This window comes from Kribbella sp. NPDC023972, from assembly GCF_040639075.1.
Lineage (GTDB): Bacteria > Actinomycetota > Actinomycetes > Propionibacteriales > Kribbellaceae > Kribbella.
This window is the reverse complement of record NZ_JBEZZH010000006.1, coordinates 134,711-161,709: the sequence shown is the minus strand read 5'-3', so window position 1 is coordinate 161,709 and position 26,999 is coordinate 134,711. Positions and strand designations below refer to the sequence as shown.

Here is a 26,999-nt window from a genome sequence, read left to right as displayed (position 1 = left end):
CATGAACAAGGACTGGCTACGGCCCCTCGGATCCACCGGCCTCACCGTCTCCGCCGTCTGCGCCGGCGGCAGCGGGATCGCAGGCATGCCCGCGATCTTCGGGTACGACGTGACACGGCGGGAAGCGGTCGACCTGGTGCTGCGCGTGTTCGACAGCCCACTGACGTGGATCGACACCTCCAACGGGTACGGCGACGGCGAGAGCGAGCTGCGGATCGGCCAGGCCATCAAGGAGTACGGCGGACTGCCCGACGGCTTCCTGGTCGCGACCAAGGTCGACGCCCGCGGCAAGGACTACTCCGGTGCGCGGGTCCGGGCGAGCGTCGCGGAGAGCAAGGAGCGACTCGGGCTGGACGACCTGCCGCTGGTGTATCTGCACGATCCGGAGTTCCACGACTTCGACATGATGCGTGATGCCGTCGACACCCTGATGCAACTGCGCGCGGACGGCGAGATCGGCCATGTCGGCCTGGCCGGCGGCAACACCCGCGAGCTCGCTCGCTACCTCGCCCTGGGTGGCTTCGAGGTGCTGCTGGTGCACAACCGCTGGAGCCTGGTCGACCACTCGGCGGGCGACCTGTTCCGCCGCGCGGTCGCCGACGGGCTCGGCGTGGTCAACGCCGCGATCTACGGCGGCGGGATCCTCGCGAACCCGCAGGGCTCCACGAAGTACGCGTACCGCGAGGCCCAGCCCGCCGTACTGGCCGCCGTGCAGGAGATGGACAAGGCCTGCCGCGAGTACGGCGTCGACCTCGCCACCGCCGCGCTCCGGCACTCCACCGACAACCCCGACATCGCCGGGACCATCGTCGGCATCAGCAAGCCGGCCCGGGTGGACGCACTGCTCACTGCCCTGGAAGTGGACCTGCCTGACGAGCTTCTTAACCGGTTAGGTAGCCTCCTGCCCGAACGGCGGTACTGGGTCGAGGGTCTGAAGGAGACATCGTGACGAACGGCTTCCCACCCGGATTCACCTGGGGTGCGGCGACAGCGTCGTACCAGGTGGAGGGAGCGGTCTCCGTGGACGGGCGCGGTCCGAGCATCTGGGACACCTTCGCGCACACTCCCGGCACGATCGCCGACGGCGCCACCGGGGACGTCGCCGACGACCACTACCACCGGTTCGCCGAGGACCTCCGGCTGCTCGCCGACCTCGGGCTGAAGGCATACCGGTTCTCGATCGCGTGGCCGCGGATCATCCCGTCGGGCTCGACTGTCACCAACCCGGCCGGCCTCGCGTTCTACCGGCGTCTCGCCGAGACCTGCCTGGAGTACGGCGTCACGCCGTACGCGACGCTCTACCACTGGGACCTGCCGCAACCGCTCGAGGACGCGGGCGGCTGGTTGGTGCGCGACACGGCCGAGCGGTTTCGCGACTACGCGGCCGTCACGCACGCGGCACTCTCCGACGTGGTCAAGAACTGGATGACGCTGAACGAGCCGTGGTGCTCGGCCTTCCTCGGCTACGGCAGCGGCGAGCACGCGCCGGGACGGACGGTCGGCGCCGACGCGCTGAAGGCAGCGCATCACCTGCTGCTCGGGCACGGGCTGGCGCTCGAAGCCATCCGCTGCCCCGAGGGCTCCTACGGCATCGCCCTCAACCCGGCGCCGATCCACGCCGCATCGGACTCGGCCGCGGACCGCGACGCCGCGCGGCGGGTCGATGGGTTGCGGAACAGGCTGTTCCTGGAGCCGTTGCTGGCCGGCAAGTATCCGGCCGACGTGCTCGAGGACACCGGGATGACCGACTGGTTCGCGCAGTTCGAGGCCGACCTGCCGGTGATCGGTGCGCCACTGGACTTCGTCGGCGTGAACTACTACTGCCCGACCACCGTCGCCGCGCCGGATGGGCCGATCTCGTCGCCGGGCGAGCCGACCACGCAGCCGGGCAGTGAGAACATCGTTGCCGTTGACACCGGTCTTCCGAAGACCCAGATGGGCTGGCCGGTCCAGGCGAGCGGCTTGCGCGACATCCTGGTCTCGATCAACAAACTCGCGCCCGACCTGCCGTTGTACGTGACGGAGAACGGTGCGGCGTACCCGGACGAACTGACCGCGGACGGGACCGTCGAGGACCACGATCGGCAGGCCTATCTGGAGCAGCACATCGCGGTGTGCCGCGAACTGGTGGCCGAAGGGCTACCGCTGAAGGGGTACTTCGCCTGGTCGCTGCTGGACAACTTCGAATGGGCGTTCGGATTCAGCCGCCGGTTCGGGATCGTGTACGTCGACTACGCGAGCCAGCAGCGGATCGTGAAGAAGAGCGGCCGCTGGCTGCAGGAGTTCCTCACCTCGTGACTTGACCTCAAGTGTCATTGAGGTTCTAGCGTTTCCGGCTGTGAAGACAATCAGACTGCACGAGTTCGGACCGGCCGAGAATCTGCGCTACGAGGAGGCTCCGGATCCGGTGCCCGGTGAGGAGCAGGTGCTGATCCGGGTGGAGGCGGCCGGAGTCCACCTGATCGACACGGCTCTGCGATCCGGCGCCGGCGGCGGCGGGCCGATCCCCGTGCCGGAGCTCCCGACCATCCCCGGCCGCGAGGTCGCCGGCCGGGTCGAAGCCGTAGGACCTCAGGTGGACGAGGCCTGGATCGGCAAGCGGGTGGTGGTGCACCTCGGCATGATGCCGGGCGGGTACGCCGAACTCGCGGTGGCCAAGGTGGAGTCGCTGTACGAACTTCCCGGCCATGTCGACGCGGCACAGGCGGTCGCCGCGATCGGGACCGGTCGCACGACCGCCGGGATCCTGTCGCAGGCGCAACTGTCGGCGGACGACGTCGTACTGATCACCGCGGCTGCCGGTGGGATCGGCAGCTACCTGGTCCAGGCGGCGCGCAACATCGGCGCGACGGTGATCGGTCTGGCCGGCGGCCCGGAGAAGGTTCGGCTGGTCCACGACCTTGGCGCGCAGTACGCCGTCGACTACCGGGACCCGGACTGGCCGACCCTGCTCAAGGCCGAGCTGGGCGATCGGGCCATCACGGTCCTGTTCGACGGTGTCGGCGGCGAGAACGGTCAGCGGGCCTTCGAACTGCTCGGCCTCGGTGGCCGGTTGCTGATGTTTGGCTGGTCCGGTGGCGGCCCGATCCAGCTGGCCACCGACGACCTGATGGCCCGCGGCCTGTCCGCGATCTGGGCGATCGGCCCGAAGATGATGCCGAGACTCCGCGCCCTGGAAGCGACCGCCTTGGAAGAGACTTTCTCCGGCCGCTGGAGGGCCCTGACCACCACCTTCCCACTGGCGGAGGCGGCTCAGGCGCACAGAGCCCTGGAGTCCCGGGCGACCACCGGCAAGGTCGTCCTGCTGCCCTGACCGAGACTGGCCCCGGATCGCCCATGTCGATCCGGGGCCCAGCCGGCCGTGGTCGATTGGTCAATCCCTCGGCGCGTACATGATCACGGCAACGCCGAACAAGCAGATGGCGGCGCCGAGGAGGTCCCAGCGGTCAGGGCGGAACCTGTCGACGAGCATGCCCCAGGCGAGCGATCCGGCCACGAAGACACCGCCGTACGCGGCCAGGATCCGGCCGAAGTGCGGGTCCGGCTGGAAGGTCGCCACGAAGCCGTAGGCGCCGAGCGCGATCACGCCGCCCGCGATCCACCAGATCCCGCGATGCTCCCGCCAGCCCTGCCAGACGAGCCAGGCACCGCCGATCTCCGCGAGTGCCGCCAGGACGAACAGCAGCACCGATCGCAGCACCGTCACGAGTGAGCGGCCAGGTCGGTGAACGGCAACGGGCAGTCCGGGTTGCCGGCGCAGGTTTCGAAGTCGTCGCAGCCGGCGGCGATGCCGGCGCGCAGGCTCTCGGCGATCACGGTCAGGTCGGCGATCTTGGCTTCCACGTCCGCCAGCTTCTCCCGAGCGTGCGCCTGAAGCCCGGCTCCCTCGCCGAGACGATGCCGATGCCTGGCGGCGTCCAGCAATCCCGCCACCTCGGTGAGGGTGAAGCCGAGTCGCTGAGCGGCCTTGATCACCCGCAAGGTGGTGACCGCTTCCTCCGGGTAGAGCCGATGCCCGCCGAGGCTGCGGACCGGCTCTTCGATCAGCCCGCGGCGTTCGTAGTACCGGAGTGTCTGCAGGTTCACGCCCGCCGCGGCCGCGACCTGCCCGGAGCGGAGGCTGGTCATCGCGGCAGCCGCGCGCTCAAAGCATCCAGTACGCCGACGTGCGCGGGCGGCACGCCGATGCGGAGGCGCAACCGGTCGTCGCCGAGCGGAGTGAGCTCGAAGCGGAAGAACGAGCAGCACTCGGTCTCACGGGCGGTCAGGTCGGCCGCGCTCGCGTGCGCCTCGGCCGCGAGAGACAGGTCGAGCGTGGTCGGATTGACGCGGGCGGCGCCTTTCAGGTGCTCGGCAAACAGCGCGTCGAACTCCGCGACGCGGAGCGGCTGATCGGCCGTCGGCAAGGTGCAGGCCTCCGTGGCCCAGTTCGTCGTACTCATGATTCGACGGTAAACCCGTACCTGGGTACAGGATGCAACTACTGATCGGCCCAGGTGAGCAGATAGGCGACGGCACCGAAGCGGACGTGGTCGCCGGCGCGGACGCGCACCGGGGTGGTGATGCGCAGGCCGTTCAGGAAGGTGCCATTCATGGAGCCCAGGTCGCGCAGCATCCAGCCGTCGCCGACGTGCCGGAGCTCGGCATGGAAGCGGGACACCGAGATGTCCGCCATTCGCAGCGTCGCGCCCGGACCGCGGCCGATCCGGACCGTCGCCGAGCCCGCGGGCGGGAGTGCGAGACCGGGAAGCCGCACCGGCGGGGGTACGACGGTGAGCCGCGGAACGCGAGCCAGCACGCCGCGGACCCACGCGACCACCCGTGGTTCGTCCCGGGGCAGGTCGCGGGTCGCGGCGGCAAGCTCACCGCGGCTCTGGGCTCGCAGAACGAAGGTCATCCGCCGGATGAAGGTGTCGTGCGACAGCCGCCCCGAACCGGCGCCGTCGCGCAGAATCGCCAGCGCCCGGTCGCGCTCCGCGTCCGACGGACGCGCCCCCTGCACCGGCACCGATGTCATCTCCGAATTGTCAGCGCCACCCAGGGCCACTGTCCACCACACTCTCCAGCCCTCTCCTTCGACCTTGAGAACCCACCAACCACCTGTCGGCCTCGAAAGTGGTCGGTGGGTTCTCAAGGTGCGGTCTTGGGCGCTCGGGTTGCGGTCCTGGAAGGAGGACTGCCGGTGGGTGAGAATGACGAGATGCGACTGCCGATCATGCCGCCGGTGAAACCGATGCTGGCGAAGCCCGTCAAGGAGATCCCCCGCGGCGACCTGAGCTACGAGCCGAAGTGGGACGGGTTCCGCTCGATCATCTTCCGGGACGGGGACGAGGTGGAGATCGGCAGCCGGAACGAGAAGCCGATGACCCGGTACTTCCCCGAACTGGTCGAGGCGGTGAAGGCGAACCTGCCCGAGCGGTGTGCGATCGACGGCGAGATCATCGTGATCGGCGAGTCCGGCGTCAGGCTCGACTTCGAGGCGCTGCAGCAGCGGATCCACCCGGCGGCGAGCCGGGTGAACATGCTGGCCGAGAAGACCCCGGCCCGGTTCGTCGCCTTCGACCTGCTGGCGCTCGGTGACGACGACTACACCGAGCGCCCGTTCAGCGAACGTCGTACCGCTCTCCTCGAAGCGCTCGCCGACGTCGAGGCGCCGATCCACCTCACCCCGGCGACGACCGACCACACCACCGCCGGGCAGTGGTTCGAGCAGTTCGAGGGGGCCGGCCTGGACGGGCTGATCGCGAAGCCGCTCGACGGCACCTACCAGCCGGACAAGCGGGTCATGTTCAAGGTGAAGCCGGAGCGCACCGCTGACTGCGTGGTCGCCGGATACCGCCTGCACAAGAGCGGGCCGGACCGGATCGGCTCGCTGCTGCTCGGCCTCTACAACGAGGACGGCACACTCGCCAGCGTCGGCGTGATCGGCGCCTTCCCGCTGGAACGGCGCAAGGAGCTCTTCGAGGAGATGCAGCCACTCGTCACCACGTTCGACGACCATCCGTGGGCGTGGGCCAAGCAGGAGGAAGGCGTCCGTACGCCGCGCAACGCGGAAGGCAGCCGGTGGCAGGCCGGCAAGGACCTGTCGTTCGTACCGCTGCGGCCGGAGTTGGTGGTCGAGGTTCGCTATGACCACATGGAAGGCATCCGCTTCCGGCACACCGCGCAGTTCGTTCGCTGGCGCCCGGACCGTACGCCGGAGTCCTGCACCTACGAGCAACTCGAGGAGCCGGTGAAGTTCGACCTGGCCGACGTACTGACCAGCGCAACGAGCTGATGGGGCCGCTCTACCGGCTCTACACCCGCGTGCTGCGGCGACAACTGGGCGGTCTGCCGATGCCGCGGCACGTCGCGATCGTGATGGACGGCAACCGGCGATGGGCACGACAGGCCGGGTACGACGACGTCCGGATGGGTCACCGGTTCGGCGCCGAGCACCTGGACCTGTTCCTGGGCTGGTGCGGCGAGGCCGGGATCCGCTGTGTCACCGCGTGGGTGGCGTCGGCGGACAACATCCGGCGGCGGGACTCGGCCGAGGTCGACTACCTCATGCGCCTCGTGGAGACGGTCATCGCCGACCAGGTACGCCGGGATCACCGGTGGCGACTGCATGTCGCGGGGCAGCTGGATCTATTGCCCTCGTCAACGGCCCTCGCCCTGAAGGAGGCGGTCGAGGCGACCCGGGATCGAGTCGATGCGGGCGATCTGACCATCGCGATCGGGTACAGCGGTCGTGGTGAGGTCGTCGACGCCGTACGCGGGATGCTGGACGAGGCCGCGGTGTCCGGGCAGTCGTTGACGGAGGTCGCGGCAGGACTGAGCGAGGACGACATCCGGCGGCATCTTTACCTTCCCGAGCTGGCCGATCCCGAGCTGGTGATCAGGACCAGCGGTGAGCTGCGGATGTCGGACTTCCTGCTCTGGCAGACGACCGGGTCGGAGATCGCGTTCTGCGATCTCTACTGGCCGGCGTTCCGCGAGATCGACCTGTTGCGAGCCCTCCGAACCTACGGACGACGGCGGCTGAATCGATACAGTTGAGGTCGCCGAAAGTGTTGGCCCCAGATGGCCGCCAAGAGGGTTCCGCGGGGGCATCATGGGGGTATACCGACTGGTACGAACCGGAGGTGCGCGATGTACGACGTCGTACTGCTCGTCGAACAGGAACTGACCGAGCCGGACGCGAAGCGCGTCGTCGAACTGCACCAGGACCTGCCCGAGCCGGTCAAATACCACGTGCTCGTGCCGTGTCACAACGCCGAGGCCGGGGTGGAGGCGTCCATCAGCGCTCTCGGCACCGCGGATCTCTACGGGCCCGGGCTGGCCACCCAGCGCCAGGATCTCGCCGAGGCGCAGAAGGCGATCGACACCGAGGCGAAGGGCTGCACCGGTCGCAGCGTGCAACGCCTGCGCGACCTGGACCAGCGCGCCGACGGCGGGATCTCGCACGATCGGCCGATCGACGCCCTGATCGCCACCGTGGACAAGGTGAACGCGCAGGAGGTCATCATCCTGACCCGGTCGCATGTGGTCGCCGAGTTCTTCCACCTGGACTGGACGAATTCGGCGCGGCGGCATCTCCGGGTACCGGTGCTGCACCTGCTGGAGCACGACCCGCAGAAGGCGTCGACGGCCTAGTTCGGCAGCAGGGCCGCGTACGTGACGCCGCCCGCGAGGGTGGCGATCAGCAGGGAGAGGCTGGTTCGCAGCCTGGTGTCGCCGACCTTGCCGTAGTGGCGGCCGTCTTCGGAGTGGTAGGCGAGTTTGAAGCCCGCGTAGCCGGCGGCGAGCACCAAGGCCAGCCTGATCATGGTTCCCTCCCCTGCCGCGTCGGCATCAAGGTACCCCTACACATTCGCCGCGGTACCCGATTCGGCGAACTGGGTGTGGTACAGGTCGGCGTACACGCCGTTCTGCGCCAGCAACTGCTCGTGCGTGCCGCGTTCCACGATGTTGCCGTGGTCAACGACCAGGATCAGGTCGGCGTTGCGCACCGTCGACAACCGGTGCGCGATCACCAGCGAGGTACGTCCCTCCAGCGCCGTGTCCAAGGCCCGCTGGACGGCGACCTCCGACTCGGAGTCGAGATGCGCGGTGGCTTCGTCCAGTACGACGATGCGCGGCGCCTTGAGCAGCAACCGGGCAATCGCCAGCCGCTGACGTTCACCGCCGGACAACCGGTGACCGCGATCCCCGACGACGGTGTCCAGGCCGTCGGGCAGGGACGACACCAGCTCCCAGATCTGCGCGGCCTTCAGCACCTCGATCATCTCGTCGTCGGTGGCGTCCGGCTTCGCGTACCCGAGGTTCGCCCGGATCGTGTCGTGGAACATGTGCGCGTCCTGCGTCACGTAGCCGATGGCGTCATGCAACGACCGCAACGTCACCTCGCGTACGTCGTGCCCACCGATCCGGACCGCGCCGCCCGAGACGTCGTACAACCGGGCGACCAGGTTGGTGATGGTGGTCTTGCCGGCGCCGGACGGCCCGACCAGCGCGACCATCTGACCCGGGCGGACGACGAAGCTGATGTCCTCGAGGACCTGTGCGGACACGCGTTTGTCCAGCACCGCCACCGACTCGAGGCTCGCAAGCGACACCTGCTCGGCGGTCGGGTAGGAGAACGCGACGTGATCGAACTCGACACTCGCGGCGTCGGCCGGCAACGGCTTGGCCTCGGGCGCGTCCTTGATCATCGGCTCCAGGTCGAGCACTTCGAAGACACGCTCGAAAGACACCAGCGCGGTCATCACATCGACGCGCACGTTCGACAGCGCGGTCAGCGGACCGTAGAGCCGGCCGAGCAGGGCGACCAGCGCCAGCAGCGTCCCCACGGTCAAGGTCTCGCGGACGGCCAGGTTGCCGCCGACGCCGTACACGAGAGCTGTCGCCAGCGCGGCGACCAGAGTCAGAGCGGTGAAGAACACCCGCCCGAGCATCGCGATCCGGATGCCCAGGTCGCGGACCCGGCCGGCCCGCTCGCCGAAGCCCCGGTTCTCCAGCTCGGGCTTGCCGAACAGCGTCACCAGCAGCGCTCCCCCGACGCTGAACCGCTCGGTCATCGCGGTCGACATGTCCGCGTTCAGCTGCATCTGCTCGCGCGTCATCGCGGCCAGCCGGCGGCCCAGGATCCGCGCCGGGACCAGGAACACCGGCAGCAGCAGGATCGCCACCAGGGTCAGCTGCCAGCTCAGCACCAGCATCGCGCCGACGACCAGGATCAGGCTGATGATGTTCGACACCACGCCGGACAGCGTCGAGGTGAACGCCTGCTGCGCGCCGATGACGTCGTTGTTCAGCCGGGACACCAGTGCGCCGGTCTGCGTCCGGGTGAAGAAGGCCACCGGCATCTGCTGGACGTGGGCGAACACCTTGGTCCGCAGGTCGAAGATCAGTCCTTCACCGATCCGGGCCGAGAACCACCGCTGAATCAGGCCGAGCACGGCCTCGACCACCGCAAGCAGAGCCACCACCAGGGCCAGCGCGGTCACCAGCCCGCCGTTCCCCTTGATGATCCCGTCGTCGACGATCTTCTTGAACAGCAGCGGCGAGGCGATCACCAGAAACGCCGACACGACCACCAGCAGCAGGAACACGGTGATGTGCCCCCGGTACGGCTTGGCGAACCCGGCGATCCGGCGCAACGTCCCCTTGGCCAGCTTCCGACCGGCCACCGACGCGTCCTGCCGCCGCCAGCCGTACGCGCCCATCCCCATCGGCCCCATGCCTGACATCGGCGTTCCTCCGCTACTCGTCCCGTCGACGGTGACAACACCGTACGTCGTTCCGAACTTCCCGGTGTCGAGCAACCAATGGTTGCATATGGCGGCGGAGTCGCCTACAGTCATGCGCAACCAAAGGTTGCGGGACGACAGGAGCAGTGGAATGGGACAGCGAGTGATCGAGCGAGAGATTCACATCGACGCCGGGCCCGAGGTGGTCTACGAAGTGATCAGTACGCCGAAGCACCTGCGTGAGTGGTGGCCGGACGACACAGACCTCGAGGCAGTGGCCGGCGCGACCGGCGTGGTCAAGTTCGGTGACACGAAGGTCGAGCCGGTCACGGTGGTCGAGGCTGACCCGCCGCGACGGTTCTGCTTCCGGTGGGGGTACGGCGACGGTGCGGTCGCGACCTCGGACAACTCGCTGCTGGTGACGTTCGACCTCGTGCCGTCGGGCGCCGGGACGCTGCTGCGGTTCTCTGAGACCGGGTACGAGGCGGTCGCCAATTCCGACGAGGTGTACCGCGACCACCTGACCGGCTGGGACTACTTCCTTCCCCGCCTGGCGCCGTACGTCGACCGGCTGGTGTCGACGCCATGAGTGTCGCCATCGACGATGACGTCTGGTCGGCGGTCGGGGACCCGACGCGACGGCGAATGCTCGACCTGTTGCTGACCGACGGCAGTGGTACGGCGACCACCTTGAGCGACAAGTTGCCGGTGACCCGACAGGCGGTGGCCAAGCATCTCGGCGTACTCGACCGGGTCGGTCTGGTCCGGGCCCGACCGTCCGGCCGTGAGCGCCTCTACACCGTGGACGAATCGCAACTCGCCCACGCGGTCGCCCAGCTGGCCGACGTCAGCGAGACCTGGGACCGGCGCCTGCAGCGCATCAAGCGGATCGCCGAGACCATCCAACGCACCCGCGAATCCAAGAATTGAGAGGAACCGACATGGTCGACATCCTGCACAGAATCGGCGTCACGGCATCCCCCGACGACGTCTTCACGGCCCTCACCACCATCCCCGGTCTGGCCGGGTGGTGGACCGAGGACACCACCGGCGACAGTGCCGTCGGCAGCGTGATCCAGTTTCGCTTCCCGGTCGCGGACGGCGGGTTCGACATGAAGGTGCTGGACGCGCAGCCCGGTGAAGTCGTGCGCTGGGAGGTCGTGGACGGCCCCGAGGAGTGGATCGGCACCCAGATCCGCTTCGACCTCAGCCAGGCCGGCGACTACACGATCGTCCTGTTCAAGCACGAGGGCTGGAAGGAACCCGGCGAGTTCATGCACCACTGCAGCACCAAGTGGGCCACCTTCCTGATGAGCCTCAAGAAGTACGTCGAAACCGGCACCGGCGACCCGGCCCCCCACGACGTACAGATCAGCAACTGGCACTAGTCCCTGCCTCTCATCCCCCGCGTGCTGCGCGGCGCCCGCGACCGCGGGGGACGAGGAGCACTGGCCTAGCCGACGGCGGCCAGGAGCTCCTGTAGGCGACGTTGCTGTGCCTCCCGCTCGGCTTTGAGCTGATCGTCGTACGAGCGATCCGCGGCACCGAGGAGAAGAGCCTTGGTCTCGCGGATCGCTCCGGGCAACGGACCGAGCAGCGCGTCGGTCAGGTCCTTCACGGTCGCGGCGAGCTCGTCGGCCGGTACGACGATGTTCGCCAGGCCGAGCTCCTTGGCTTCGTCGGCCTCGACCCAGCGAGACGTTGCGCAGATCTCGAGAGCCCGCGAGTAGCCGACCAGTTGGACGAGCGGTTGCGTGCCGCCCAGGTCCGGGACCAGGCCGAGGGCGGGTTCGCGCATGCTGAAGCGGGCGTCCGGCGTCACCACCCGCAGGTCGCACGCCAGGGCCAGCTGGAAACCGGCGCCCACCGCATGGCCCTGCACCGCGGCGATGCTCACGACCTCCGGCCGCCGCAACCACGAGAAACCCGCCTGGAAAGCAGCGATGGTCTCGTGCACCTCGGCAGCCGGTTTGGCGCCGAGCGCCAGCAACGGCGCCTCACCGTCGGCGTTCTCACCCATGATCAGCCGCCGGTCGAGCCCGGCCGAGAACGACGGCCCCTCCCCCGACACGACGACCACCCTGACCTCGGGTGGCAGCGTCGTACCGAAGTCGGCGAGGGCGCGCCACATCGCCGGGGTCTGTGCGTTGCGCACCTCCGGCCGGGCCAGCACGACCCGCGCCACCGGCCCGTCCACCGTCAACCGCAGTCCCAGTTCCTTCATGCCTAGGAACATACGCGATCCGACGAGCCGATCATGGGCACAGGAATCGGGCTTGCCTTCGCCGTGTCCGACCAGAACTCCCGACAAAGGCGGTACCGCGGTCGCTGAGCGGTCTCAGGCCAGCGAGACCAGGTCGGCGTACTCGTTCGTCCAGAGGTCCTCGACGCCGTCCGGGAGGAGCAGGACGCGCTCGGGCTCCAGCGCCTCGACGGCGCCCTCGTCGTGGGTGACCAGCACGATCGCACCGGCGTACGAGCGAATCGCGTTCAGCACCTCGGCCCGCGACGCCGGGTCCAGGTTGTTCGTCGGCTCGTCCAGCAGCAGGACGTTGGCCGCCGACACGACCAGCGTCGCGAGCGCGAGCCGGGTCTTCTCGCCACCGGACAGCACCCGGGCCGGCTTGTCCGCGTCGTCGCCGGTGAACAGGAACGAGCCGAGCACGCTCCGCGCCTGCGTCTCGTTCAGCTCCGGCGCCGCGCTCTTCATGTTCTCCAGCACGGTCCGGTTGACGTCGAGCGTCTCGTGCTCCTGCGCGTAGTACCCGAGCTTGAGCCCGTGCCCGTCGATCACCTCACCGGTGTCCGCCTTCTCGATCCCGCCCAGGATCCGCAGCAGCGTGGTCTTCCCGGCACCGTTCAGCCCGAGTACGACGACGCGCGAACCCCGGTCGATGGCGAGATCGACGTCGGTGAAGATCTCCAGCGAACCGTACGACTTGGACAGTTCGCGGGCCATCAGCGGCGTCTTGCCACACGGCGCCGGGGTCGGGAACGAGATCTTCGCGACCCGGTCGGCCTTCCGCTCGCCCTCGAGCTCGGACATCAGCCGCTCGGCCCGCCGCAGCATCTGCTGTGCCGCGGTCGCCTTGGTCGCCTTCGCGCGCATCTTGTTCGCCTGGTCGACCAGCTGGCTGGCCTTCTTCTCGGCGTTCGCGCGCTCCCGCTTCCGCCGCCGCTCGTCGGTCTCGCGCTGGGTCAGGTACGCCTTCCAGCCGACGTTGTACACGTCGATCTCGGCCCGGTTCGCGTCCAGGTGGAACACCCGGGTGACGGTCTCCTCGAGCAGGTTCACGTCGTGGCTGATCATGATCACGCCACCGGCGTACGACTTGAGGAAGTCGCGCAGCCAGATGATGGAGTCGGCGTCCAGGTGGTTGGTCGGCTCGTCCAGCAGCAGCGTCTCCGCCTGCGAGAACAGGATCCGGGCCAGCTCGACCCGGCGCCGCTGACCGCCGGACAGCGTGTTCAGTGGTTGCCCCAGCACCCGATCCGGCAGCCCGAGGTTCGCCGCGATCCGGGCCGCCTCCGCCTCGGCGGCGTACCCGCCGGCCGCATGCAGCTCCGCCTCGGCCCGCTCGTACCGCCGCATGCCCTTCGCACGGGTCTTGTCGTCCGCGCTGGCCATCGTCTTCTCGGCGCTGCGCATCCGGCGTACGACCTCGTCCAGACCGCGAGCGGACAGGATCCGGTCCCGCGCGAGGACCTCGAGATCGCCCGTCCGCGGGTCCTGCGGGAGGTAGCCGATCTCACCGGACGAGCTGACCGAGCCGCTGGCCGGCAGGCCCTCACCGGCCAGGATCTTGGTCAGCGTGGTCTTGCCGGCGCCGTTCCGGCCGACCAGACCCACCTTGTCGCCCGGGCCGACCCGGAACGAAGCGGGCGCGAGCAACTGACGGGCACCAACGCGGACCTCGAGATTGGAGACAGTGATCATCGCGGTGGCAGGTGTCCTCAGGGGTCGGGGATCGTTCTGTGGCGGGTCGAAAGCACTGCGTCACGACACGGCAAAATCCCCCGCACCGAGGTCTAGTCTATGTCCTGTGAAATTCAACCCGGACGCGGATCTCGACACCAGTGGTGTCGAGGACACCCGCGGTAGTGGCGGAGGCGGCGGGGTGCTGCCCGGCGGCGTGATCCCGGTCGGTGGCGGGATCGGCGGCATCATCCTGCTCGTGGTCGTCCTGCTGCTGAACGGCGGCCTGCCCGGCGGCAGCGACGAGCCGACCGCCCGCAACACCGCACCTGGGAACCTGGCGTCCTGCGAGACCGGCCGCGACATCCAGACGAACACCGACTGCCGGTTCGTCTTCTACCAGAACTCGGTCGAGCGGTTCTGGGCCGCTGAGCTGCCCCGGCGCGGCAAGAAGTACACCCGGGCGCCGATGCGCGTGTTCACCGGCTCGGTCAACACCGGCTGCGGGCCCGCGACGAGTGCGGTCGGACCGTTCTACTGCCCGCCCGACATGCGCGTCTACCTCGACCTCGGCTTCTTCGAGACGCTGCAGAGGGACCTGAACGCGCGCGGCGGTGAGTTCGCCGAGGCGTACGTCGTCGCGCACGAGTACGGCCACCACATCCAGAACCTCTACGGCATCCTCGGCCGGATCAAGTCCCGCAGCGGACCCACCTCGGACGCGGTCCGCTCCGAGCTCCAGGCCGACTGCCTGGCCGGGATCTGGACGAACCACGCCACCACCGTCGCGGGCCAGGACGGCAAACCGCTCATCACAGGGCTCACCGAGGACGACATCGCCCGCGGCCTCGACGCCGCCGCGGCCGTCGGCGACGACCGGATCCAGCGGCAGACCCAGGGCCGGGTCACCCCGGAGAACTTCAGCCACGGCACCGCCGAGCAACGCATGCGCTGGTTCAAGACCGGCATGGACTCCGGCGACATGACCGCCTGCGACACCTGGTCCACCGACTCCCTCTGACCACCCCCCACCCCCTGCCCTGAGGGGGTTGACCACCGAGATCGGGGGTTGCCCCCTCGGGTTTTCGGTGGGCAACCCCCAAAACGAGGGGTTGACCGGTGAGGTTGGGGGTTGCCCCCTCGGGTCTTCGGTGGGCAACCCCCGACACGAGGGGTTGCCCACTGAGGTTGGGGGTTGGGTCAGGCGACGGCGGCGGGGCGGTGGTAGCCGGGGAGGAGTTCGTCGACGAGGGCGTCGGTTTCGGCTTCGGGGCCGCGGGGGCCGCCGTGTTTGGTGAGGGTGGCGTACATCTGGGCGGCCACGTTGGTGACGTCGGCCGACGTGCCGAAGTGGGACGCCAGGCGGAGGGTGGCTCGCCAGAGTTCCTCCGAAGCAGGCGAGAAGCTGAGGCCGGTCTGCAGCGCGGTGCGGGCCAGGTTGCCGTCGTTGTGCTTGAGCGAGGCCTCAGCCAGCTTGAGCGCGGCGTCGACGACGGCCTCGGCCATCCGGCGCTCGATCCCGGACGCCGCCAGCCAGGAGTAGCGGCCTGCGGGCAGATCCGACCAGGCCGGGCCGTGGACCAGGCTGAGCGCGGTCGACAGCGGACCCCGTGGGTCGTCCATCATCGTCGCCTGCTTGGCCAGCGTGCGGAACACGTCCCAGTCGACCCGGACGACACTGCGGTTCAGCATCCAGCGGCCGGACTCGTCGGCGTACATGGCGTCCATGCCGACCCAGCGGCGGGTGTGCTCGAGCGCCGCGTCGCGCAGGTCCTCGCTGATACCGCGCGGCCAGATCGCGCCGGCCAGCACGTTCGGGTGGACGCCGTAGTCCTGGCTGGCCAGGAACGCGATGATCTCCGTCGACAGCTGGATCCGGCCCTCGTCGATCGCACCGCGGGCGTCCACCTCGACCGGTCCGAGCAGGTCCACCTCGACCGGCGCGGGCAGGCTGAGATCGGTGCTGGAGAACTCGTACGCCGGCATGTCCTGCTCGGCCCGGCGCTTGTCCAGCGAGTCGGACTCGGCCGCCTCGAACAACGCGACCAGATCGGCGAACTGGGCCGGATCGATGCTGTGGGCATCGACTTCGAGCCCGAGCAGCCGGCAGACGGCCTGGTTCTTCTCGTCCACCACGAACCGCCACGGCGAGCTGATCACGTCGCCGACCACGACCACCGCGATACTGCGCTTGTGGTCCGCTGCCAGCCGGTTCAGCTGATCCTGCTCCTCCGGTGACGGCGGCGCCGACACGAAGATGACCTCCGCACCCCACAACGCCGCGTCCGGGTAGGCCATCCGTGCCTCGGCCACCGAGCCCACGTCGCGTCGTGCACAGGCCTGCACCTGAGCCTCGGTACGACGGGTGACCTCGGCGATCGCGTCGTCGAGCCGGACCCAGTAGCTCAGCCGGCTCGGCGCCAGCGAGGACAGGTCGTCGCCGAACCCGACCATGCTGACGTGCGCACCCTCCGACCACAGGTTGGTCGCCAGCTCGGCCGCGAGCGAACCGACCACATCCCGGGACGGGTTGTTCAGCCCGCCGAAGCTGACGATCCCGTTCGCGGTGTCCAGGTCGACCAGCACGGTCGCGCCGTCCGCGTTCCGCCCGATGGTGACCAGGGTCGGGTACGGCGCCGGCGCGGTGATCTCACCGGTCGGCGCGTAGGCCCGGCGGAGCGTCCAACGGGCGCCGTCGGCAATGGCCTGCCAAGGCGCGGGCGGCGGGGTCTGGGCCTCGTACGGGTCGAGCACGAGCGTGAGCGCGCGATCTGTCACCAGCGCGGCGACGACCTTCGGCATCGGCCGGCTCGCCTTGGTCATGTCCGCACCCAGCTGGCGCAGGGCGTTGTCGACGAACCGGGCGCTCGGGATGTCGGCCGCAAGCCGCAGGCCGATCTCCGTCTGCCGATGCCCGGCCGCCTTCGGGCCGGGACCCAGCGCCCAGCCCCGGCGCCGCTTCAGCGCGAGCGCGAGACCGGCCGCGAGCAGGGTGGCGCCGAAACCGTAGATACCGGCCTCGGTCGCGTCGAAGCCGCCGTCCTCCACCGCGACCGGCGCCGGTTCGGGCACCTTCGTGCCACCGGCGGCCGGGTCGCCCGGCTGGGACTGCGTCGTGCCCGGCACGTGTGGGGCGACCGAGATGCCCGGCTCGCCTGGCTTGACGTTCTTCGCCCCCGGGTCGCGCGTCGCGCTGCCGATGGTGACCGACGAGCCCTTCTCAATGCCCTGCTCCTCGAACCAGCGGCTGCCCGGGCCCGCCTCGGTCTTCGTACCCTTGCCCGTGGTGGTCTTGGTCGCCGTCTTCGGGCCGGCCTCGGTCGTCGTCTTGGTGCTGGTCTTGGGACTGGTCTTCGTGCTTGGGCCGACCTTTGTGCCGACGCTGGTGGGGTCGATCTTCACCCGCACCGTGTGCACCCCCGCGCCCTTGGCGTCGGCGGGCAGGCGAACCTGCCAGCCCGGGAGGATCAGGTCCGGGTTGGTCAGCCGGCGGCCGTCGGGCTGCAGCTTGTTCTTGTTGAGCTCGTAGATCTCCTTGTAACGGCGCCCCTCCCCCAGGTACCGCTCGGCGATGTCCCACAGACAGTCGTAGTTCCGCCCCTGCGGCGGACGGACCTCGGTGTACTTGACCACCTGGCCCTTGTCGTCGCTGTTCGTCCGTACGCCGGTGTGCGTGGTGGTGGTCTTGTTGCCGCTGAGGACCGTGCTGCGGGCCTCGGTCTGGCGGAAGGTGTCGCGCGACTCCTGGTCGCCGCCCTGCGTCGCGGTCGCCACGTTGGGCGAGGCCGCGCTGGTGGTGGTCACCGCGTTCGCGACCGGCACGCTCACGCTGGCGGCGGCACCGATCAGTACGACGGTCGAGATCAGCCGGCGGGCCAGGCCTTGCGAGCCGCCGCCCAGTGGGATCCGGGGCGACAGGCCGTGGCCGCGAATCTCGGCCACCGCCTCCGCGATCAGGCAGACGACGAAGTGCAGCCAGGCGACCCAGATGAAGAACGCGATGATGCCGAGAACGGTCTCGATGCTCAGCTCGCTGAACAGCACGTCGCGGCTCGGCATCGTGTCCGGCCACGGCGTACCGAAGAACCGCAGCAGCACGTACGGGACACCGCCGACGATCGCCAGGATCGCGAGCAGCGCGACGAAACCCTTCAGCCGGTCCGCGCCCGGACTCGCCGACCGCCGCTGCGGCAACCGCGCCGCCCGCACCGGCTCATTCGTCTTCACCATCGTGGTCCCTCCAGATCCCCACCGCTACCCACCGATCGCCTGCACTTCCTGCACAGGCAACCGCTGCACCGCTTTGACGTTCGCCCGGCCGATCTCCTGCCAGCCGTCACCCTGTCCGACCCAGTACGAGACTGACCAGGTGATCGTCAGCTTCACCGTGTACATGCCGTCCGGCTGATTGGCACTGGACCGCTTGTAGATGTGCTTGCACGTGCTCATCTGGTTGTACGGGTCTTTGGTCTCGTCGTACCCGTCGGCGTCGTCGATCGGAGTCGCGCCCATCTTGCATTCGATGGGCTTCGACCCGTCGCCTGGATCGACCAGCATCTGCACGACCATCCCGCGCATCGTCAGGTTGTGCGTGGGGTCGTAGAAGCCGCTGTCCAGCTCCCCCTTCGCCGGGTCGTTCTGCAGCACGAGGGAACTCTCGGCAGTGAGCGAGAAGTAGGCGGGAACATTGACCCGCGGCGTGTACGTCGGCTTGACCTGCAGAGCCGGGTCCGGATACTGGCTCTCGAAGCGCCACCAGAACTGGTCCATGTAATCCGGGAACGGGCACTGGTTCCGCTCGGCCTCGTCCACCGGAATGTAGGCGCGCTCCAGATGCGCGGTTTCGCCGCCGTTGTAGGTGTCCAGGTTGTAGTCGGTGATCGTGATCCGCATGACCCAGGTCTTGCCCTCCGGCGCCTGGGGCAGGCGGATCCCCTTCGGGATGTCGAAGTCGCGGCACGGGATGAAAGGCCGGCCGTGGAGCTTCTGTCGCCAGGTCCTCGGCGGAGGGCCGTCTCCGGGGATGTAGTACTTGCCGGAACTGCAGTACGCGCCGAAGCCGATCGAGTTCACGTACATGCTGCAGACCCGGTTACCGCTGTGAATGGTGTCGGCGGCGGCCGTCGTGGCGGGGACAGCCATCAGCAGCGCGAGTACGGCACTCAGGACCACCAGTCCACGGCCCACTCGGTTGCGCATCCTCACTCCCCAGACTCGTCTGTCCGCAGATTATCTTCGACCAGGGGCATCATGCCCGTTGCTCTCTGCCTCGTCACCTTTTCGGAATGTGCGATTTCCTCTTCTGATCTAGGCCGGATAGTTCACTCGTGCGCAGTTGACACCCTTGGCGGGTGCCAGCCGGTACGGCAGCCAGCCCAGGCCGGTCTGGATCATGTCGATGACCTGCGGCGATCCCTTGGGCGCGACCACGGTCCACTGCTTCGCCTTCGGATCCCAGTACTGCGTGCTCTGCGAGCGGCAGGTCTTCACCCGGACCACGCCGTCCGGCTGGTTCTGCACTCCCAGCACAACCACGCTGCCGGGTGGGCGCATGATCCAGCCGTTGCGCTTGGCATCGACAATCGCCTGTGACGTGTCGGCGTAGAAGAACGAGGGGAACGACTTCCTCAGGATGCTGTCGTCGCGGGTGACCAGGGCCTGGAAGTACAGCGGGTAGCTCCGCACAAGGCCTTGGACGGCGGGGTTCGAGCTGTAGTTCCCGGGAACGACGTACACCTGGGTCTTGCGCCGGGGAACCGTGCTCGTTGCCACCGGCTGGGAAGGCGCCGCGGTCGGCGTGGTGGCAGTCGCGCTGGGCGTGCTCGAGGTGGCCGTGCTGGAGTCGCCGGGATCGCCTACAGGGACCGGGCGTCCGCCGTCGTTGGCATTGCTTCCACCGCAGCCGGTCAGCAGGAGAACGCCGGCCAGAACGGCTGCCGGGAGGGCGAGGCTTCGCACGGTTGACATTCCTTCGGGGATCTAACGGCTCGGCGGGAGGGAGTTCTCTGGCGGCTGGATACCGGCCGGTGCTCCCCCGCCGGGTGGCTCGGTGGCGGTGTTGGTCGGCCCGGGCGGGTTCGTCGAGTTGCTCGGATCGGGCGGGTCCGGCGGGCTCGGGGTGATGCTCGGCGTGCAGGTCGCCGGGAACGGGAATGGCGACAGCGTCCACGTCGGCGTCGGCGAGCCGATGGTCCACTCCGGGCACGGGAGGTCCAGCGTCGGCGGCACCGCGGTGCTGATCGGCGCCCCCGGGTCGTCAGGACTCCTCTCCACGAAGATCGGGGGGATGGTCGGGCTGTCGTCGGGTTTCTTGATGCCTTGTTCGGCGTGGGCGGTGCCGGTGCCGCTGGCTTTGAGGCTGGTCTTGCCGATCAGGCCGAGGAAGGTGGTCTTGTTGTTGAGGTTGACCTTGATGTCGACCTGGTCGTCGGTGAGTTTGGTGGGGGCGCAGGAGGTGACGGCCGGGTCGTTGGAGGAGACCTGGGCGCAGAAGGCGGCGATCGCGGTCGCTGCCTTGGCGGTGTCGATCTTGGCTTCGGCGCTGTTCAGCTGGATGCTGGCGGCGCCGACCCGGGCAGCCTCCTGGGCGTAGCCGACGGCGCGGGAGCGGGCGCCGAGCTGGCGGCCGCCGTCGATCACCAGGCCGGCCAGGGTGAAGATCATCACCGCCAGGATCGCCACCGCGGGGCTGAGCGCGCCGCGGCTCAGCAGCCGGTGATTGCCTGGGGCATCGATCCGCAAGAACTCGACGATCCGGCTGCGCTCACGAGCCATCGCGAACACCTCGGTAGGGGTCGACCGACGAGCTGAACCGCTTGGTGATCGTGGTGTCGCCGCCGATACCGAGCAGGCCGAGGTCGCGGTAGTCGATGGTGCAGGTGACCTCGACGGACAGCGGCGTGCCGGCGGCGAACTCGGTCGTGATGCTGCCGCTCGCGGTCTCCTTGCAGGACTTGAACGCCTGGCTCATCGTCCGGTTCACCGCATCGTCGACGTGGCCCTGGGCCTCGCCGAGCGATCGGGCCTGGCTGGCCGAGCGGGCGCCGTCGCGAGCAGCGCTCTCCAGCAGGGACGAGGTCTGGAAGTACCGCCCACAGGCGAGCAGGAACATGAACAGGATCAGCAGGATCGGCGCCAGCACCGCGAGCTCGAGCGCCATCGTCCCGCGCTCCCCCGGCCGCCGGTGCCGGGCGACCACCCGACCTCTTGTGGCCGCGACGGACCGCGTCTGCGCACGGTGTCTCGCCACCGGGCGGGCGTGCCTGGGTGGTCGGCGGGTCCCCAGCTTCCGCTCCATGACCTCACTCACTTGACGTCGGCCTCGAACTGCTCGATCGGCCCGGTCGCGGTGCGCTCGATGTGCAACGTCAGACCGGGAACGAGCGAGACGGTGTCACCGGTCACGGTGAACGAGACCATTCCCTCGGGATTGTTGTACGACGGCGGCAGGACGTCGGCGTTCTTCAGCGTGGTGCCGCCGAGTTGCTCGGCGTACGCCTTGATGTCCGCCCGGACCTGCTCGCCCACCCCGGTCGTGTAGACCGGCGGCTGGACCAGGCGCAGGCGCGAAACCCCTTCCTGGGCGGCGTTCAGCGCGACCGACCGCCCGTACAGCCACAGGGCGGTCTGGATCGACAGGAAGATCAGCGCCAGGATCATCGGCGCCAGGATCGCCAGCTCGAGTGAGGTCGCACCCCACTCGGACCGCCGCCGGTGTTTCCCACGCGGCGCCGGACTGAGTACGCCGTACCGGCGCGGGGAAACGCGCGACGGTACGGCGCGAGCGTGGCGGGGCGGCACCAGGGATCAGCCGTTCTCGATCTCGCCGGTGCGCTTGTCGATGACACGGCGGACCACCAGGCCGATCGCCAGGGCGGCGGCGACCAGGATGGCGGAGATGATGGCCCACTCCAGCGCGGAGGCGCCGAGCTGGGTCCGTTCCTGCCGAGCCCGGGCTCGTTGGGTGTGGGCCCGCGCCACCGCGTAGCCGGCCATCGCCCGCCAGAACTGCAGTTCCGAATTCATCCGCAATGCCTTCCCAGTCATGAGGCCGAGTGGGGCCTCAGTATGCCCTGTACGACGGACAGAATCGTCCGCTGGATCCCACCTTCAGTTCCCCAGGATCGCGATCCCGGCGGGGAAGCCGAGGAACAACATGAACGCGGCACACATGACGAGCTGGGCGACCAGCATCGACTGGGACCGCTCCCCCGCCTTGCCTTCCACGTCCGCCAGCTCCTTGCGCCGCAGCGACGCCGCCCGGGCCAGCAGTGAGGCCCGGATCTTCGCGCCCTCGTCACCGGCCAGTGCGAGCGCCGAGGCGAGGTCGCGCAGCTCCTCCACGCCGAGGTCCTCGCCCAGCCGGGCCATCGCGTCCCACGGCGTGATGCCGATCAGCCGCGCGTTCGCCAGTGCCTGCCGGATCCTGGCCATCGCCCAGTGGTCGCCGATGGTGGACGCGGTCATCAGCGCCTCCGGCAGGCCACGGCCGCCGGCCAGGTTCATCGCGACCAGGTCGAGGAAGCTGCCGACCACGTGCCGGAAGTCGCGCCGCCGCGCCTCCGCCTCCTGCCGCAGCGCCAGGTCGGGCAGGAAGAACGCGAACGCCATCGCGGCCAGTGTGACGATCGCGGGGGTCGCGCCGGGTGCGCCGAGCCCGAGCATCGCGAACAGGAACAGCACCACCGGGATGAAGATCATCGCCCCGAGCGCGAAGAACACCTTGGTCGCGAGCATCGCCGCGAACGGCTGGTTCATCACCGCCAGGTCGCGGCGCAGCCGGCCGAACGCCCAGCCGCGCGCGTTCGCCTCGAACTCGAGCCGCCGGCCGAGCGACTCACGGGCCCGGTCGAGACCGCCGAGCACCCGTTCGCCGGCCGCGCTCTGGGTCGCTGCGCCGCCGTACCCGGTCCGGCCGGCGTCGATCCGGGCGATGGTGGACAGCACGTTCGCGGACGGCTTGATGAACATCCGCACCAGCAGGTACGCGCCGAGGCCGACCAGGCCGCCGGTGATGAAGGCCCACATCATCCGCCCACCACCTCCATCCGATCGTCGCCGGCCCGCGCGGCCCGCTTGTCCTTGTTGCCGATCAGGAACCGGTCCGGAACCTCGATCTTGGCCAGCTTCCGCAGCCAGACCAGCCCGAGCGCGTACAGCGCGATCACGATGAACAGCACGAACTGCCCGATGAAGCTGGTGTACGGCGCGACGTACGTCGGGTTGAACAGGACCAGCGCGGCCGCCACCAGCAGCGTGATCGCGACAACCACCTGGACCGAGCGCCGGGTCGACCGCCGTTCGGCCGCGACCTTCCGGCGTACGTCGAGCTCCTCGCGGGCGGAGTCGGCGAGCGCGCTGAGCACCTCGCGCAGACCGGGACCGCGCAGCCGTGCGTTCAGCACCAGGGCGGCGACGATCAGGTCGGCGGACGGATCGTCCAGGTCGTCGGCGAACCGCATCAGTGCCGAGGGCAACGGTTCGCGGATGCGCAGCCGGTCGACCAGCAGGTTCAGGCCGGGCTTGATCGCCGGGGCCGCGTTCACCGCGGTGGCGGGGATCGCCTGCTCCAGGCCGACCGCGCCGGCGATGGTGTCGCGCAGCGCCTCGGTCCAGGTGGCCAGGGCCTCGAGCCGTTCGATCGCCCTGCGTTCCTCACCGGTGCCGCCGAAGAAGCGGTCGGCGAGCGCGGCGAGCAGGCCGAGGGCGGCGGCGAGCACCAGCCAGCGGGTGACGACCAGGACGAGCAGGCCGACGCCGAGGCCGGTGCCGAGGCGGATGAGGTTCTTGCGCCCCTCGATGCTTCCCCCGCGGCGGAACAGCGACGGCGTGTCGTCCTTCGGCTCGGTGCCGCGGATGGCGACGACGAGCAGCATGAGCGCGCCGCCGACCACCGCTCCGCAGAGCAGTGCGAGCAGGGTCCGGTCGTTCATCGCCTCACCTCAGGCCCAGGTTCCGTGCACGAGCGGCTGGTACCCGAAGTGCTCGAGCTCGTCCATACAGGCGATCGGCGCGTGTGCGGCGGCCCGGCCGTCGGCTCCCGGCGCGAACACCTCGCCGGACAGCACCCGGCCGTCCCAGCCGGTCACCTCGCGGATGCTCTCGACGTACCGGCTCAGGCCGCCGCCGCGCTGGTAGTCGTTCTGCTTGCGGACGAACACGACGAAGTCGAGCGCACCGGCGATCAGCATCTGGGTGGCTTCCATCGGCAGCCGCTCCATCGCCTGGATCGCGTAGGTGCTGATCCGGTTGAACACCTCCATCGAGCTGTTCGAGTGGATCGTCGACAGCGAGCCGTCGTTCCCCTGGCTCATCGCGTTCAGCATGGTGACGATCTCGTCGCCGAGCACCTCGCCGACGATCACCCGGCTGGGGTTCATCCGCAGCGAGCGGCGGACCAGGTCGGCCATGCTGACCTCGCCGACACCTTCGGAGTTCGGCAGCCGCTCCTCGAACGCGACCACGTTCGGGTGCAGGTCCTTGAACTCGCCGAGGCCCAGCTCGAGCGAGCGCTCGACCGTGATCAGCCGCTCATGCGGCGGGATCTCGTTGGCCAGCGCGCGCAGCAGTGTGGTCTTCCCGGAGTTCGTCGCGCCCGCGATCATGATGTTCTTGCGCGCCGCGACCGCGGCCCGCAGGAACGACCCGACATCCTCGGACATGGTGCCGTTGGCAACCAGGTCACCGAGGAACACCCGGCCCAGGCGGGCCCGCCGGATCGACACGGCCGGGCGCGCGGTGACGCCCATGACCGCGGACAACCGGGACCCGTCCGGCAGCCGCAGGTCGAGCTGCGGGTTGGCCGAGTCGAACGGGCGGCTGGTCAGACCGGCGTGGGCGGCCAGCACCTGGATCAGCTCGACCAGTTCCTCGTCGGACTCGGCGACCGGACCCGGGTTCTCCTCGCGGCCGTCGCCGTACTGGACGAAGACCTGGTCGCAGCCGTTGATGTCGATGTTCTCGACCTCGGGGTCGTCGATCAGCGGCTGCAGCCGGCCGACACCGAACAGCGCGGAGTGGATCGCTCCGGCGATCTGCGCGTCGTCGTCCGGCGTGGGCGGCGTCCGCCCCTCGGCCAGCTCGTAGCGGGCGTGGTCCTCGAGCACCTGGACGATGAGCGAACGGGCGTACTCACGCTCGTCCTCCGCGCTCATCGGCGGTACGCCGTTCACCTGGTCGCGCCGGCGCTGTTCGTTCAGCCGCTCCGCGACCTGCACCCGTAGCTTGCGGACCAGCTCCTGATCGGCGGTCACCTACCCCACTCCCCTTGCGGTGGGAATGCCGCCTGCGCCATGTCGAACTCGTACTGCGGCGGCGCAGCAACGATCGCAGCCATCTCCGCGGTGATGTCGGTCGCGGACCGGATCAGCTGCGTCTTGTCCAGCCGGCCGTGACCGCGCCCGTCGAAGAACGCCGCACCGGCCGGGTCGTAGGCCAGATGCCACCGATGCCGCACCGGCACGGACATCGCGTCCAACACGGCCCACACCTGCTTGACGCCGTCGCGCCGCTTCGGGTCCGCCACCACGACCACACCGAGCTGTGCGTCCACGTGGTGCACCAGAGTCGACAGTCGCTCACGCAAGTGCGCCACCGACGAGCCGGTCGCCGTACACACGAGGACGACGAGGCGAGCGGACTGTACGACGGGCAGCTGCGGGGACGTGGCGCCGATCCGACCACAGTCAGCCAGTACGTCGCCCTGCTGCATCTGGTTGAACGAGATGCCGAGCGGATGCCACAGACCGCCCATGCCGCCGACCTGCTCGGGCGAGCGGACGCCCAGCATGACGTCGAGACCACCGTCGAGCTGCTGGCTGTGCGCGAGGATCACCTCGTCACTGAGGCCCTTACGGCTGGCCGCCGCCAAGCTGACCAGACCGCGGTCCGAGTTCAAGGGGGCGCCGCCCGGCGCAGTCATCCGGATCGCCACGTCGCTGCCGGCCGGGTCGCACTCGGCCAGTAGCACCTGCCGCGGCCAGAGCGCACCGATGACGAGACTGGCAGTCGTCACCCCGGGCGAGCCCTTCGCGCTCGCCAGTGCCACGAGTGCCATCAACCAGCTCCGTCGGTGCGGGAGACCTCGGGCTTGGTGGCAGGGCTCAGCTTGACCAGCACCAGGGTTTTCGCCGCCGCGGCCGCCGCGACGGCGGTCGCCTTCTCGGTCGGGACCAGAACAGTCACGTTCAGGGTGGTGTTCGCATTGGTCTTCGCGTCGGTGATGGCCCCCGCGCTCGCGGTCACCTCGGCGGCCGTGACCAGGATCGTCGCCGCTGTGGTGTCCTGGTTCGCGGTGGGAACGCGGATCACCTGGACGACGTCGCCGACGTCGATCCCGTCCGACGGCGCCCGGCCGCCCTCCAGGCTGACACCGACCAGCGCACCACCCTTCGGGATCGGCTTCTGCGCGCTGAGGTTGGCCTTGGTCAGGAACTGGTCCTTGTAGAGCCAGGTCGTCGTGTACTGGCCGATGTACTTCTCGGCCTCCGACCACGGAATCAGGCCGCCGGTGGCACCGGCCAGGTCACCGCGGGCCAGATCCTTGCGGTCCAGCTTGTGACCGGGCTCGATCTTGTCCGCGGCGATCGCGACGAAGTCGGACCGGTTGCCGCTGTTCACCGCGATCAGCGCGGAGCCGGCGGCACCGAGCAGGATCAGGATGACGGCGAGGGCGGCCAAGGCGGGGCGGCGTTCCCGGCTGCTCGGCAGGCGGTGTGGACCACTGCCTGCCGTTCTGCCCGCTCCGCGGGTGCCTTGGGAGGAAGTACGCGTGGAGGACGAGAGACTCACGCGCCCTACCGTAATGGCAGCCAGGTGCCATCCGTGACGCGAGGCCGGGGCCGTTACCGGCTCGCGACCCGCTCCCGCTCGCCGGACGTCAGCAATTCGGTGAAAGCCCCCGGACCGCCGTACAACTGGTCTAGATAGCTGAACAGTCCTTGCAGCGCGAGTCCGAGCTCACGCCGGTATCCATCGGCTGTTTCGAGCCGCGCCGCGAGCGCCCTCCCCTCGGCGAGGGTGACGGAGGCGTTGACCGGCTGCACGAGTCGCTCACCGTCCTCGTCCGGTACGACCGACCGGCTTCGGACCTCCCGTACGACGAGGGCTAGCGCGGACCGTTCCGCGTCAGGCAGGATCCGGTCGAATCCGGGGGAACCGTGGAGCTGGTCGAGATAGTCACACAAAGCGAGGAACAACTCGACAGCGTCGTACTCCGGGCCGGTCGTGACCATGTGCCGCAACTGCGGCACCACGCTCCGCGCCTCGGCGACACTCCATTCTGACGAGCCCAACCGGTCGGTCATGTGACGATCGTAGAAGCACGGACGACGGTAAATCGTTAACGGTTT

At 69.2% G+C, this 26,999-nt stretch carries 31 protein-coding genes; 10 read left to right on the top strand and 21 right to left on the bottom strand.

What is annotated here, in order from left to right; genetic code table 11:
• Position 1: 1 nt before the first annotated feature.
• Genes AB0F43_RS24165 through AB0F43_RS24155 form a run of 3 tightly spaced genes read left to right on the top strand, consistent with a single transcriptional unit; the run spans position 2 to position 3,313 of the window.
• Positions 2-949 (top strand): aldo/keto reductase, encoded by a 948-nt coding sequence (locus AB0F43_RS24165; protein WP_360480890.1) that lies wholly within the window; start codon positions 2-4, stop codon positions 947-949.
• Entirely contained in the window at positions 946-2,298 is a 1,353-nt protein-coding gene (locus AB0F43_RS24160) for a GH1 family beta-glucosidase (protein ID WP_360480887.1), read from the top strand. The genes AB0F43_RS24165 and AB0F43_RS24160 overlap by 4 nt, the downstream gene beginning before the upstream one ends.
• Before the next feature lie 40 nt (positions 2,299-2,338).
• Positions 2,339-3,313 carry a zinc-binding dehydrogenase gene (locus tag AB0F43_RS24155; protein ID WP_360480885.1) on the top strand — a complete coding sequence of 325 codons (975 nt, stop codon included), beginning with the start codon at positions 2,339-2,341 and terminating at the stop codon, positions 3,311-3,313.
• A 60-nt stretch (positions 3,314-3,373) separates the two neighbouring features.
• On the opposite strand, the gene AB0F43_RS24150 is transcribed toward AB0F43_RS24155, so the two are convergent.
• Genes AB0F43_RS24150 through AB0F43_RS24135 form a run of 4 tightly spaced genes read right to left on the bottom strand, consistent with a single transcriptional unit; the run spans position 3,374 to position 5,017 of the window.
• Positions 3,374-3,706: a YnfA family protein gene (locus AB0F43_RS24150; protein WP_360480883.1), complete on the bottom strand. Its 333-nt coding sequence runs from the start codon at positions 3,704-3,706 to the stop codon at positions 3,374-3,376.
• Entirely contained in the window at positions 3,703-4,128 is a 426-nt protein-coding gene (locus AB0F43_RS24145; RefSeq protein WP_360480880.1) for a MerR family transcriptional regulator, read from the bottom strand. Before AB0F43_RS24145 ends, AB0F43_RS24150 begins: the two co-directional genes overlap by 4 nt.
• Entirely contained in the window at positions 4,125-4,442 is a 318-nt protein-coding gene (locus tag AB0F43_RS24140; RefSeq protein ID WP_360480877.1) for a hypothetical protein, read from the bottom strand. Before AB0F43_RS24140 ends, AB0F43_RS24145 begins: the two co-directional genes overlap by 4 nt.
• Before the next feature lie 38 nt (positions 4,443-4,480).
• On the bottom strand, positions 4,481-5,017 hold the full coding sequence (locus AB0F43_RS24135; RefSeq protein ID WP_360480874.1) for a DUF1707 and FHA domain-containing protein: 537 nt from the start codon (positions 5,015-5,017) through the stop codon (positions 4,481-4,483).
• 183 nt (positions 5,018-5,200) lie between these two features.
• Between AB0F43_RS24135 and AB0F43_RS24130 the strand changes: the two genes are divergently transcribed.
• The 3 genes from AB0F43_RS24130 to AB0F43_RS24120 all read left to right on the top strand — a co-directional run bounded on the left by AB0F43_RS24130 (position 5,201) and on the right by AB0F43_RS24120 (position 7,638).
• On the top strand, positions 5,201-6,277 hold the full coding sequence (locus tag AB0F43_RS24130) for an ATP-dependent DNA ligase (RefSeq protein ID WP_360482042.1): 1,077 nt from the start codon (positions 5,201-5,203) through the stop codon (positions 6,275-6,277).
• Complete coding sequence (uppS, locus tag AB0F43_RS24125) at positions 6,277-7,041, top strand: polyprenyl diphosphate synthase (protein WP_360480872.1); 765 nt, start codon at positions 6,277-6,279, stop codon at positions 7,039-7,041. Before AB0F43_RS24130 ends, uppS begins: the two co-directional genes overlap by 1 nt.
• Before the next feature lie 93 nt (positions 7,042-7,134).
• The gene (locus AB0F43_RS24120; protein WP_360480869.1) at positions 7,135-7,638 is read left to right on the top strand and encodes a hypothetical protein; all 504 of its coding nucleotides are present in this window, start codon (positions 7,135-7,137) and stop codon (positions 7,636-7,638) included.
• Here AB0F43_RS24120 and AB0F43_RS24115 read toward each other — a convergent pair.
• Positions 7,635-7,811 (bottom strand): hypothetical protein, encoded by a 177-nt coding sequence (locus AB0F43_RS24115; protein WP_360480866.1) that lies wholly within the window; start codon positions 7,809-7,811, stop codon positions 7,635-7,637. The two genes, AB0F43_RS24120 and AB0F43_RS24115, sit on opposite strands and share 4 nt — an antisense overlap.
• Positions 7,812-7,847: 36 nt before the next feature.
• On the bottom strand, positions 7,848-9,734 hold the full coding sequence (locus AB0F43_RS24110) for an ABC transporter ATP-binding protein (protein WP_360480863.1): 1,887 nt from the start codon (positions 9,732-9,734) through the stop codon (positions 7,848-7,850).
• Positions 9,735-9,885: 151 nt separating this feature from the next.
• Here AB0F43_RS24110 and AB0F43_RS24105 point away from each other — a divergent pair, with 151 nt between their 5' ends.
• The 3 genes from AB0F43_RS24105 to AB0F43_RS24095 are packed head-to-tail and all read left to right on the top strand — an operon-like array spanning position 9,886 to position 11,122.
• Entirely contained in the window at positions 9,886-10,323 is a 438-nt protein-coding gene (locus AB0F43_RS24105; protein WP_360480860.1) for an SRPBCC domain-containing protein, read from the top strand.
• Positions 10,320-10,664: a metalloregulator ArsR/SmtB family transcription factor gene (locus AB0F43_RS24100; RefSeq protein ID WP_360480857.1), complete on the top strand. Its 345-nt coding sequence runs from the start codon at positions 10,320-10,322 to the stop codon at positions 10,662-10,664. Before AB0F43_RS24105 ends, AB0F43_RS24100 begins: the two co-directional genes overlap by 4 nt.
• A gap of 11 nt (positions 10,665-10,675) precedes the next feature.
• A complete protein-coding gene (locus AB0F43_RS24095; RefSeq protein WP_360480854.1) occupies positions 10,676-11,122 on the top strand; it encodes an SRPBCC domain-containing protein in 447 nt (148 codons plus the stop codon).
• Between the two features lie 65 nt (positions 11,123-11,187).
• On the opposite strand, the gene AB0F43_RS24090 is transcribed toward AB0F43_RS24095, so the two are convergent.
• The gene (locus tag AB0F43_RS24090) at positions 11,188-11,958 is read right to left on the bottom strand and encodes an enoyl-CoA hydratase/isomerase family protein (protein WP_360480851.1); all 771 of its coding nucleotides are present in this window, start codon (positions 11,956-11,958) and stop codon (positions 11,188-11,190) included.
• A 114-nt stretch (positions 11,959-12,072) separates the two neighbouring features.
• A complete protein-coding gene (locus tag AB0F43_RS24085) occupies positions 12,073-13,671 on the bottom strand; it encodes an ABC-F family ATP-binding cassette domain-containing protein (protein WP_360480848.1) in 1,599 nt (532 codons plus the stop codon).
• 106 nt (positions 13,672-13,777) lie between these two features.
• Here AB0F43_RS24085 and AB0F43_RS24080 point away from each other — a divergent pair, with 106 nt between their 5' ends.
• A complete protein-coding gene (locus AB0F43_RS24080; protein WP_360480845.1) occupies positions 13,778-14,671 on the top strand; it encodes a neutral zinc metallopeptidase in 894 nt (297 codons plus the stop codon).
• A gap of 179 nt (positions 14,672-14,850) precedes the next feature.
• Here the strand turns inward: AB0F43_RS24080 and AB0F43_RS24075 are convergent, their stop codons facing one another.
• The 13 genes from AB0F43_RS24075 to AB0F43_RS24015 form a co-directional block, all read right to left on the bottom strand.
• On the bottom strand, positions 14,851-17,880 hold the full coding sequence (locus AB0F43_RS24075) for a hypothetical protein (RefSeq protein WP_360480842.1): 3,030 nt from the start codon (positions 17,878-17,880) through the stop codon (positions 14,851-14,853).
• A 24-nt stretch (positions 17,881-17,904) separates the two neighbouring features.
• Positions 17,905-18,849, bottom strand: coding sequence for a hypothetical protein (locus AB0F43_RS24070; protein ID WP_360480839.1), 945 nt, complete (start codon positions 18,847-18,849; stop codon positions 17,905-17,907).
• A 108-nt stretch (positions 18,850-18,957) separates the two neighbouring features.
• Positions 18,958-19,617: a hypothetical protein gene (locus AB0F43_RS24065; RefSeq protein WP_360480836.1), complete on the bottom strand. Its 660-nt coding sequence runs from the start codon at positions 19,615-19,617 to the stop codon at positions 18,958-18,960.
• 12 nt (positions 19,618-19,629) lie between these two features.
• A complete protein-coding gene (locus AB0F43_RS24060) occupies positions 19,630-20,424 on the bottom strand; it encodes a pilus assembly protein TadG-related protein (protein ID WP_360480833.1) in 795 nt (264 codons plus the stop codon).
• Positions 20,414-20,809 (bottom strand): TadE/TadG family type IV pilus assembly protein, encoded by a 396-nt coding sequence (locus AB0F43_RS24055; protein WP_360480830.1) that lies wholly within the window; start codon positions 20,807-20,809, stop codon positions 20,414-20,416. The genes AB0F43_RS24060 and AB0F43_RS24055 overlap by 11 nt, the downstream gene beginning before the upstream one ends.
• Positions 20,810-20,955: 146 nt before the next feature.
• A complete protein-coding gene (locus AB0F43_RS24050) occupies positions 20,956-21,450 on the bottom strand; it encodes a TadE/TadG family type IV pilus assembly protein (RefSeq protein WP_360480827.1) in 495 nt (164 codons plus the stop codon).
• Between the two features lie 6 nt (positions 21,451-21,456).
• The gene (locus AB0F43_RS24045) at positions 21,457-21,675 is read right to left on the bottom strand and encodes a hypothetical protein (RefSeq protein WP_360480825.1); all 219 of its coding nucleotides are present in this window, start codon (positions 21,673-21,675) and stop codon (positions 21,457-21,459) included.
• 84 nt (positions 21,676-21,759) lie between these two features.
• Positions 21,760-22,680 carry a type II secretion system F family protein gene (locus tag AB0F43_RS24040; protein ID WP_360480822.1) on the bottom strand — a complete coding sequence of 307 codons (921 nt, stop codon included), beginning with the start codon at positions 22,678-22,680 and terminating at the stop codon, positions 21,760-21,762.
• A complete protein-coding gene (locus AB0F43_RS24035) occupies positions 22,677-23,582 on the bottom strand; it encodes a type II secretion system F family protein (RefSeq protein WP_360480819.1) in 906 nt (301 codons plus the stop codon). The genes AB0F43_RS24040 and AB0F43_RS24035 overlap by 4 nt, the downstream gene beginning before the upstream one ends.
• A gap of 9 nt (positions 23,583-23,591) precedes the next feature.
• A complete protein-coding gene (locus tag AB0F43_RS24030) occupies positions 23,592-24,902 on the bottom strand; it encodes an ATPase, T2SS/T4P/T4SS family (RefSeq protein WP_360480816.1) in 1,311 nt (436 codons plus the stop codon).
• On the bottom strand, positions 24,899-25,705 hold the full coding sequence (locus AB0F43_RS24025; protein WP_360480813.1) for a hypothetical protein: 807 nt from the start codon (positions 25,703-25,705) through the stop codon (positions 24,899-24,901). The genes AB0F43_RS24030 and AB0F43_RS24025 overlap by 4 nt, the downstream gene beginning before the upstream one ends.
• Positions 25,705-26,439: a hypothetical protein gene (locus AB0F43_RS24020; protein ID WP_360480810.1), complete on the bottom strand. Its 735-nt coding sequence runs from the start codon at positions 26,437-26,439 to the stop codon at positions 25,705-25,707. Before AB0F43_RS24020 ends, AB0F43_RS24025 begins: the two co-directional genes overlap by 1 nt.
• Before the next feature lie 53 nt (positions 26,440-26,492).
• Positions 26,493-26,954 carry a hypothetical protein gene (locus AB0F43_RS24015; protein ID WP_360480806.1) on the bottom strand — a complete coding sequence of 154 codons (462 nt, stop codon included), beginning with the start codon at positions 26,952-26,954 and terminating at the stop codon, positions 26,493-26,495.
• Positions 26,955-26,999: the final 45 nt, after the last annotated feature.

Coding starts and splice junctions, on each gene's coding strand:
- AB0F43_RS24095 (WP_360480854.1), top strand. CDS start 10,676: ATGGTCGACATCCTGCACAGAATCGGCGTCACGGCATCCCCCGACGAC.
- AB0F43_RS24060 (WP_360480833.1), bottom strand. CDS start 20,424: ATGGCTCGTGAGCGCAGCCGGATCGTCGAGTTCTTGCGGATCGATGCC.
- AB0F43_RS24075 (WP_360480842.1), bottom strand. CDS start 17,880: ATGGTGAAGACGAATGAGCCGGTGCGGGCGGCGCGGTTGCCGCAGCGG.
- AB0F43_RS24130 (WP_360482042.1), top strand. CDS start 5,201: ATGCGACTGCCGATCATGCCGCCGGTGAAACCGATGCTGGCGAAGCCC.
- AB0F43_RS24110 (WP_360480863.1), bottom strand. CDS start 9,734: ATGTCAGGCATGGGGCCGATGGGGATGGGCGCGTACGGCTGGCGGCGG.
- AB0F43_RS24070 (WP_360480839.1), bottom strand. CDS start 18,849: ATGCGCAACCGAGTGGGCCGTGGACTGGTGGTCCTGAGTGCCGTACTC.
- AB0F43_RS24105 (WP_360480860.1), top strand. CDS start 9,886: ATGGGACAGCGAGTGATCGAGCGAGAGATTCACATCGACGCCGGGCCC.
- AB0F43_RS24055 (WP_360480830.1), bottom strand. CDS start 20,809: ATGGCGCTCGAGCTCGCGGTGCTGGCGCCGATCCTGCTGATCCTGTTC.
- AB0F43_RS24100 (WP_360480857.1), top strand. CDS start 10,320: ATGAGTGTCGCCATCGACGATGACGTCTGGTCGGCGGTCGGGGACCCG.
- AB0F43_RS24115 (WP_360480866.1), bottom strand. CDS start 7,811: ATGATCAGGCTGGCCTTGGTGCTCGCCGCCGGCTACGCGGGCTTCAAA.
- AB0F43_RS24025 (WP_360480813.1), bottom strand. CDS start 25,705: ATGGCACTCGTGGCACTGGCGAGCGCGAAGGGCTCGCCCGGGGTGACG.
- AB0F43_RS24085 (WP_360480848.1), bottom strand. CDS start 13,671: ATGATCACTGTCTCCAATCTCGAGGTCCGCGTTGGTGCCCGTCAGTTG.
- AB0F43_RS24165 (WP_360480890.1), top strand. CDS start 2: ATGAACAAGGACTGGCTACGGCCCCTCGGATCCACCGGCCTCACCGTC.
- AB0F43_RS24145 (WP_360480880.1), bottom strand. CDS start 4,128: ATGACCAGCCTCCGCTCCGGGCAGGTCGCGGCCGCGGCGGGCGTGAAC.
- AB0F43_RS24035 (WP_360480819.1), bottom strand. CDS start 23,582: ATGAACGACCGGACCCTGCTCGCACTGCTCTGCGGAGCGGTGGTCGGC.
- AB0F43_RS24140 (WP_360480877.1), bottom strand. CDS start 4,442: ATGAGTACGACGAACTGGGCCACGGAGGCCTGCACCTTGCCGACGGCC.
- AB0F43_RS24090 (WP_360480851.1), bottom strand. CDS start 11,958: ATGAAGGAACTGGGACTGCGGTTGACGGTGGACGGGCCGGTGGCGCGG.
- AB0F43_RS24045 (WP_360480825.1), bottom strand. CDS start 21,675: ATGAATTCGGAACTGCAGTTCTGGCGGGCGATGGCCGGCTACGCGGTG.
- AB0F43_RS24040 (WP_360480822.1), bottom strand. CDS start 22,680: ATGATGTGGGCCTTCATCACCGGCGGCCTGGTCGGCCTCGGCGCGTAC.
- uppS (WP_360480872.1), top strand. CDS start 6,277: ATGGGGCCGCTCTACCGGCTCTACACCCGCGTGCTGCGGCGACAACTG.
- AB0F43_RS24135 (WP_360480874.1), bottom strand. CDS start 5,017: ATGACATCGGTGCCGGTGCAGGGGGCGCGTCCGTCGGACGCGGAGCGC.
- AB0F43_RS24120 (WP_360480869.1), top strand. CDS start 7,135: ATGTACGACGTCGTACTGCTCGTCGAACAGGAACTGACCGAGCCGGAC.
- AB0F43_RS24065 (WP_360480836.1), bottom strand. CDS start 19,617: ATGTCAACCGTGCGAAGCCTCGCCCTCCCGGCAGCCGTTCTGGCCGGC.
- AB0F43_RS24015 (WP_360480806.1), bottom strand. CDS start 26,954: ATGACCGACCGGTTGGGCTCGTCAGAATGGAGTGTCGCCGAGGCGCGG.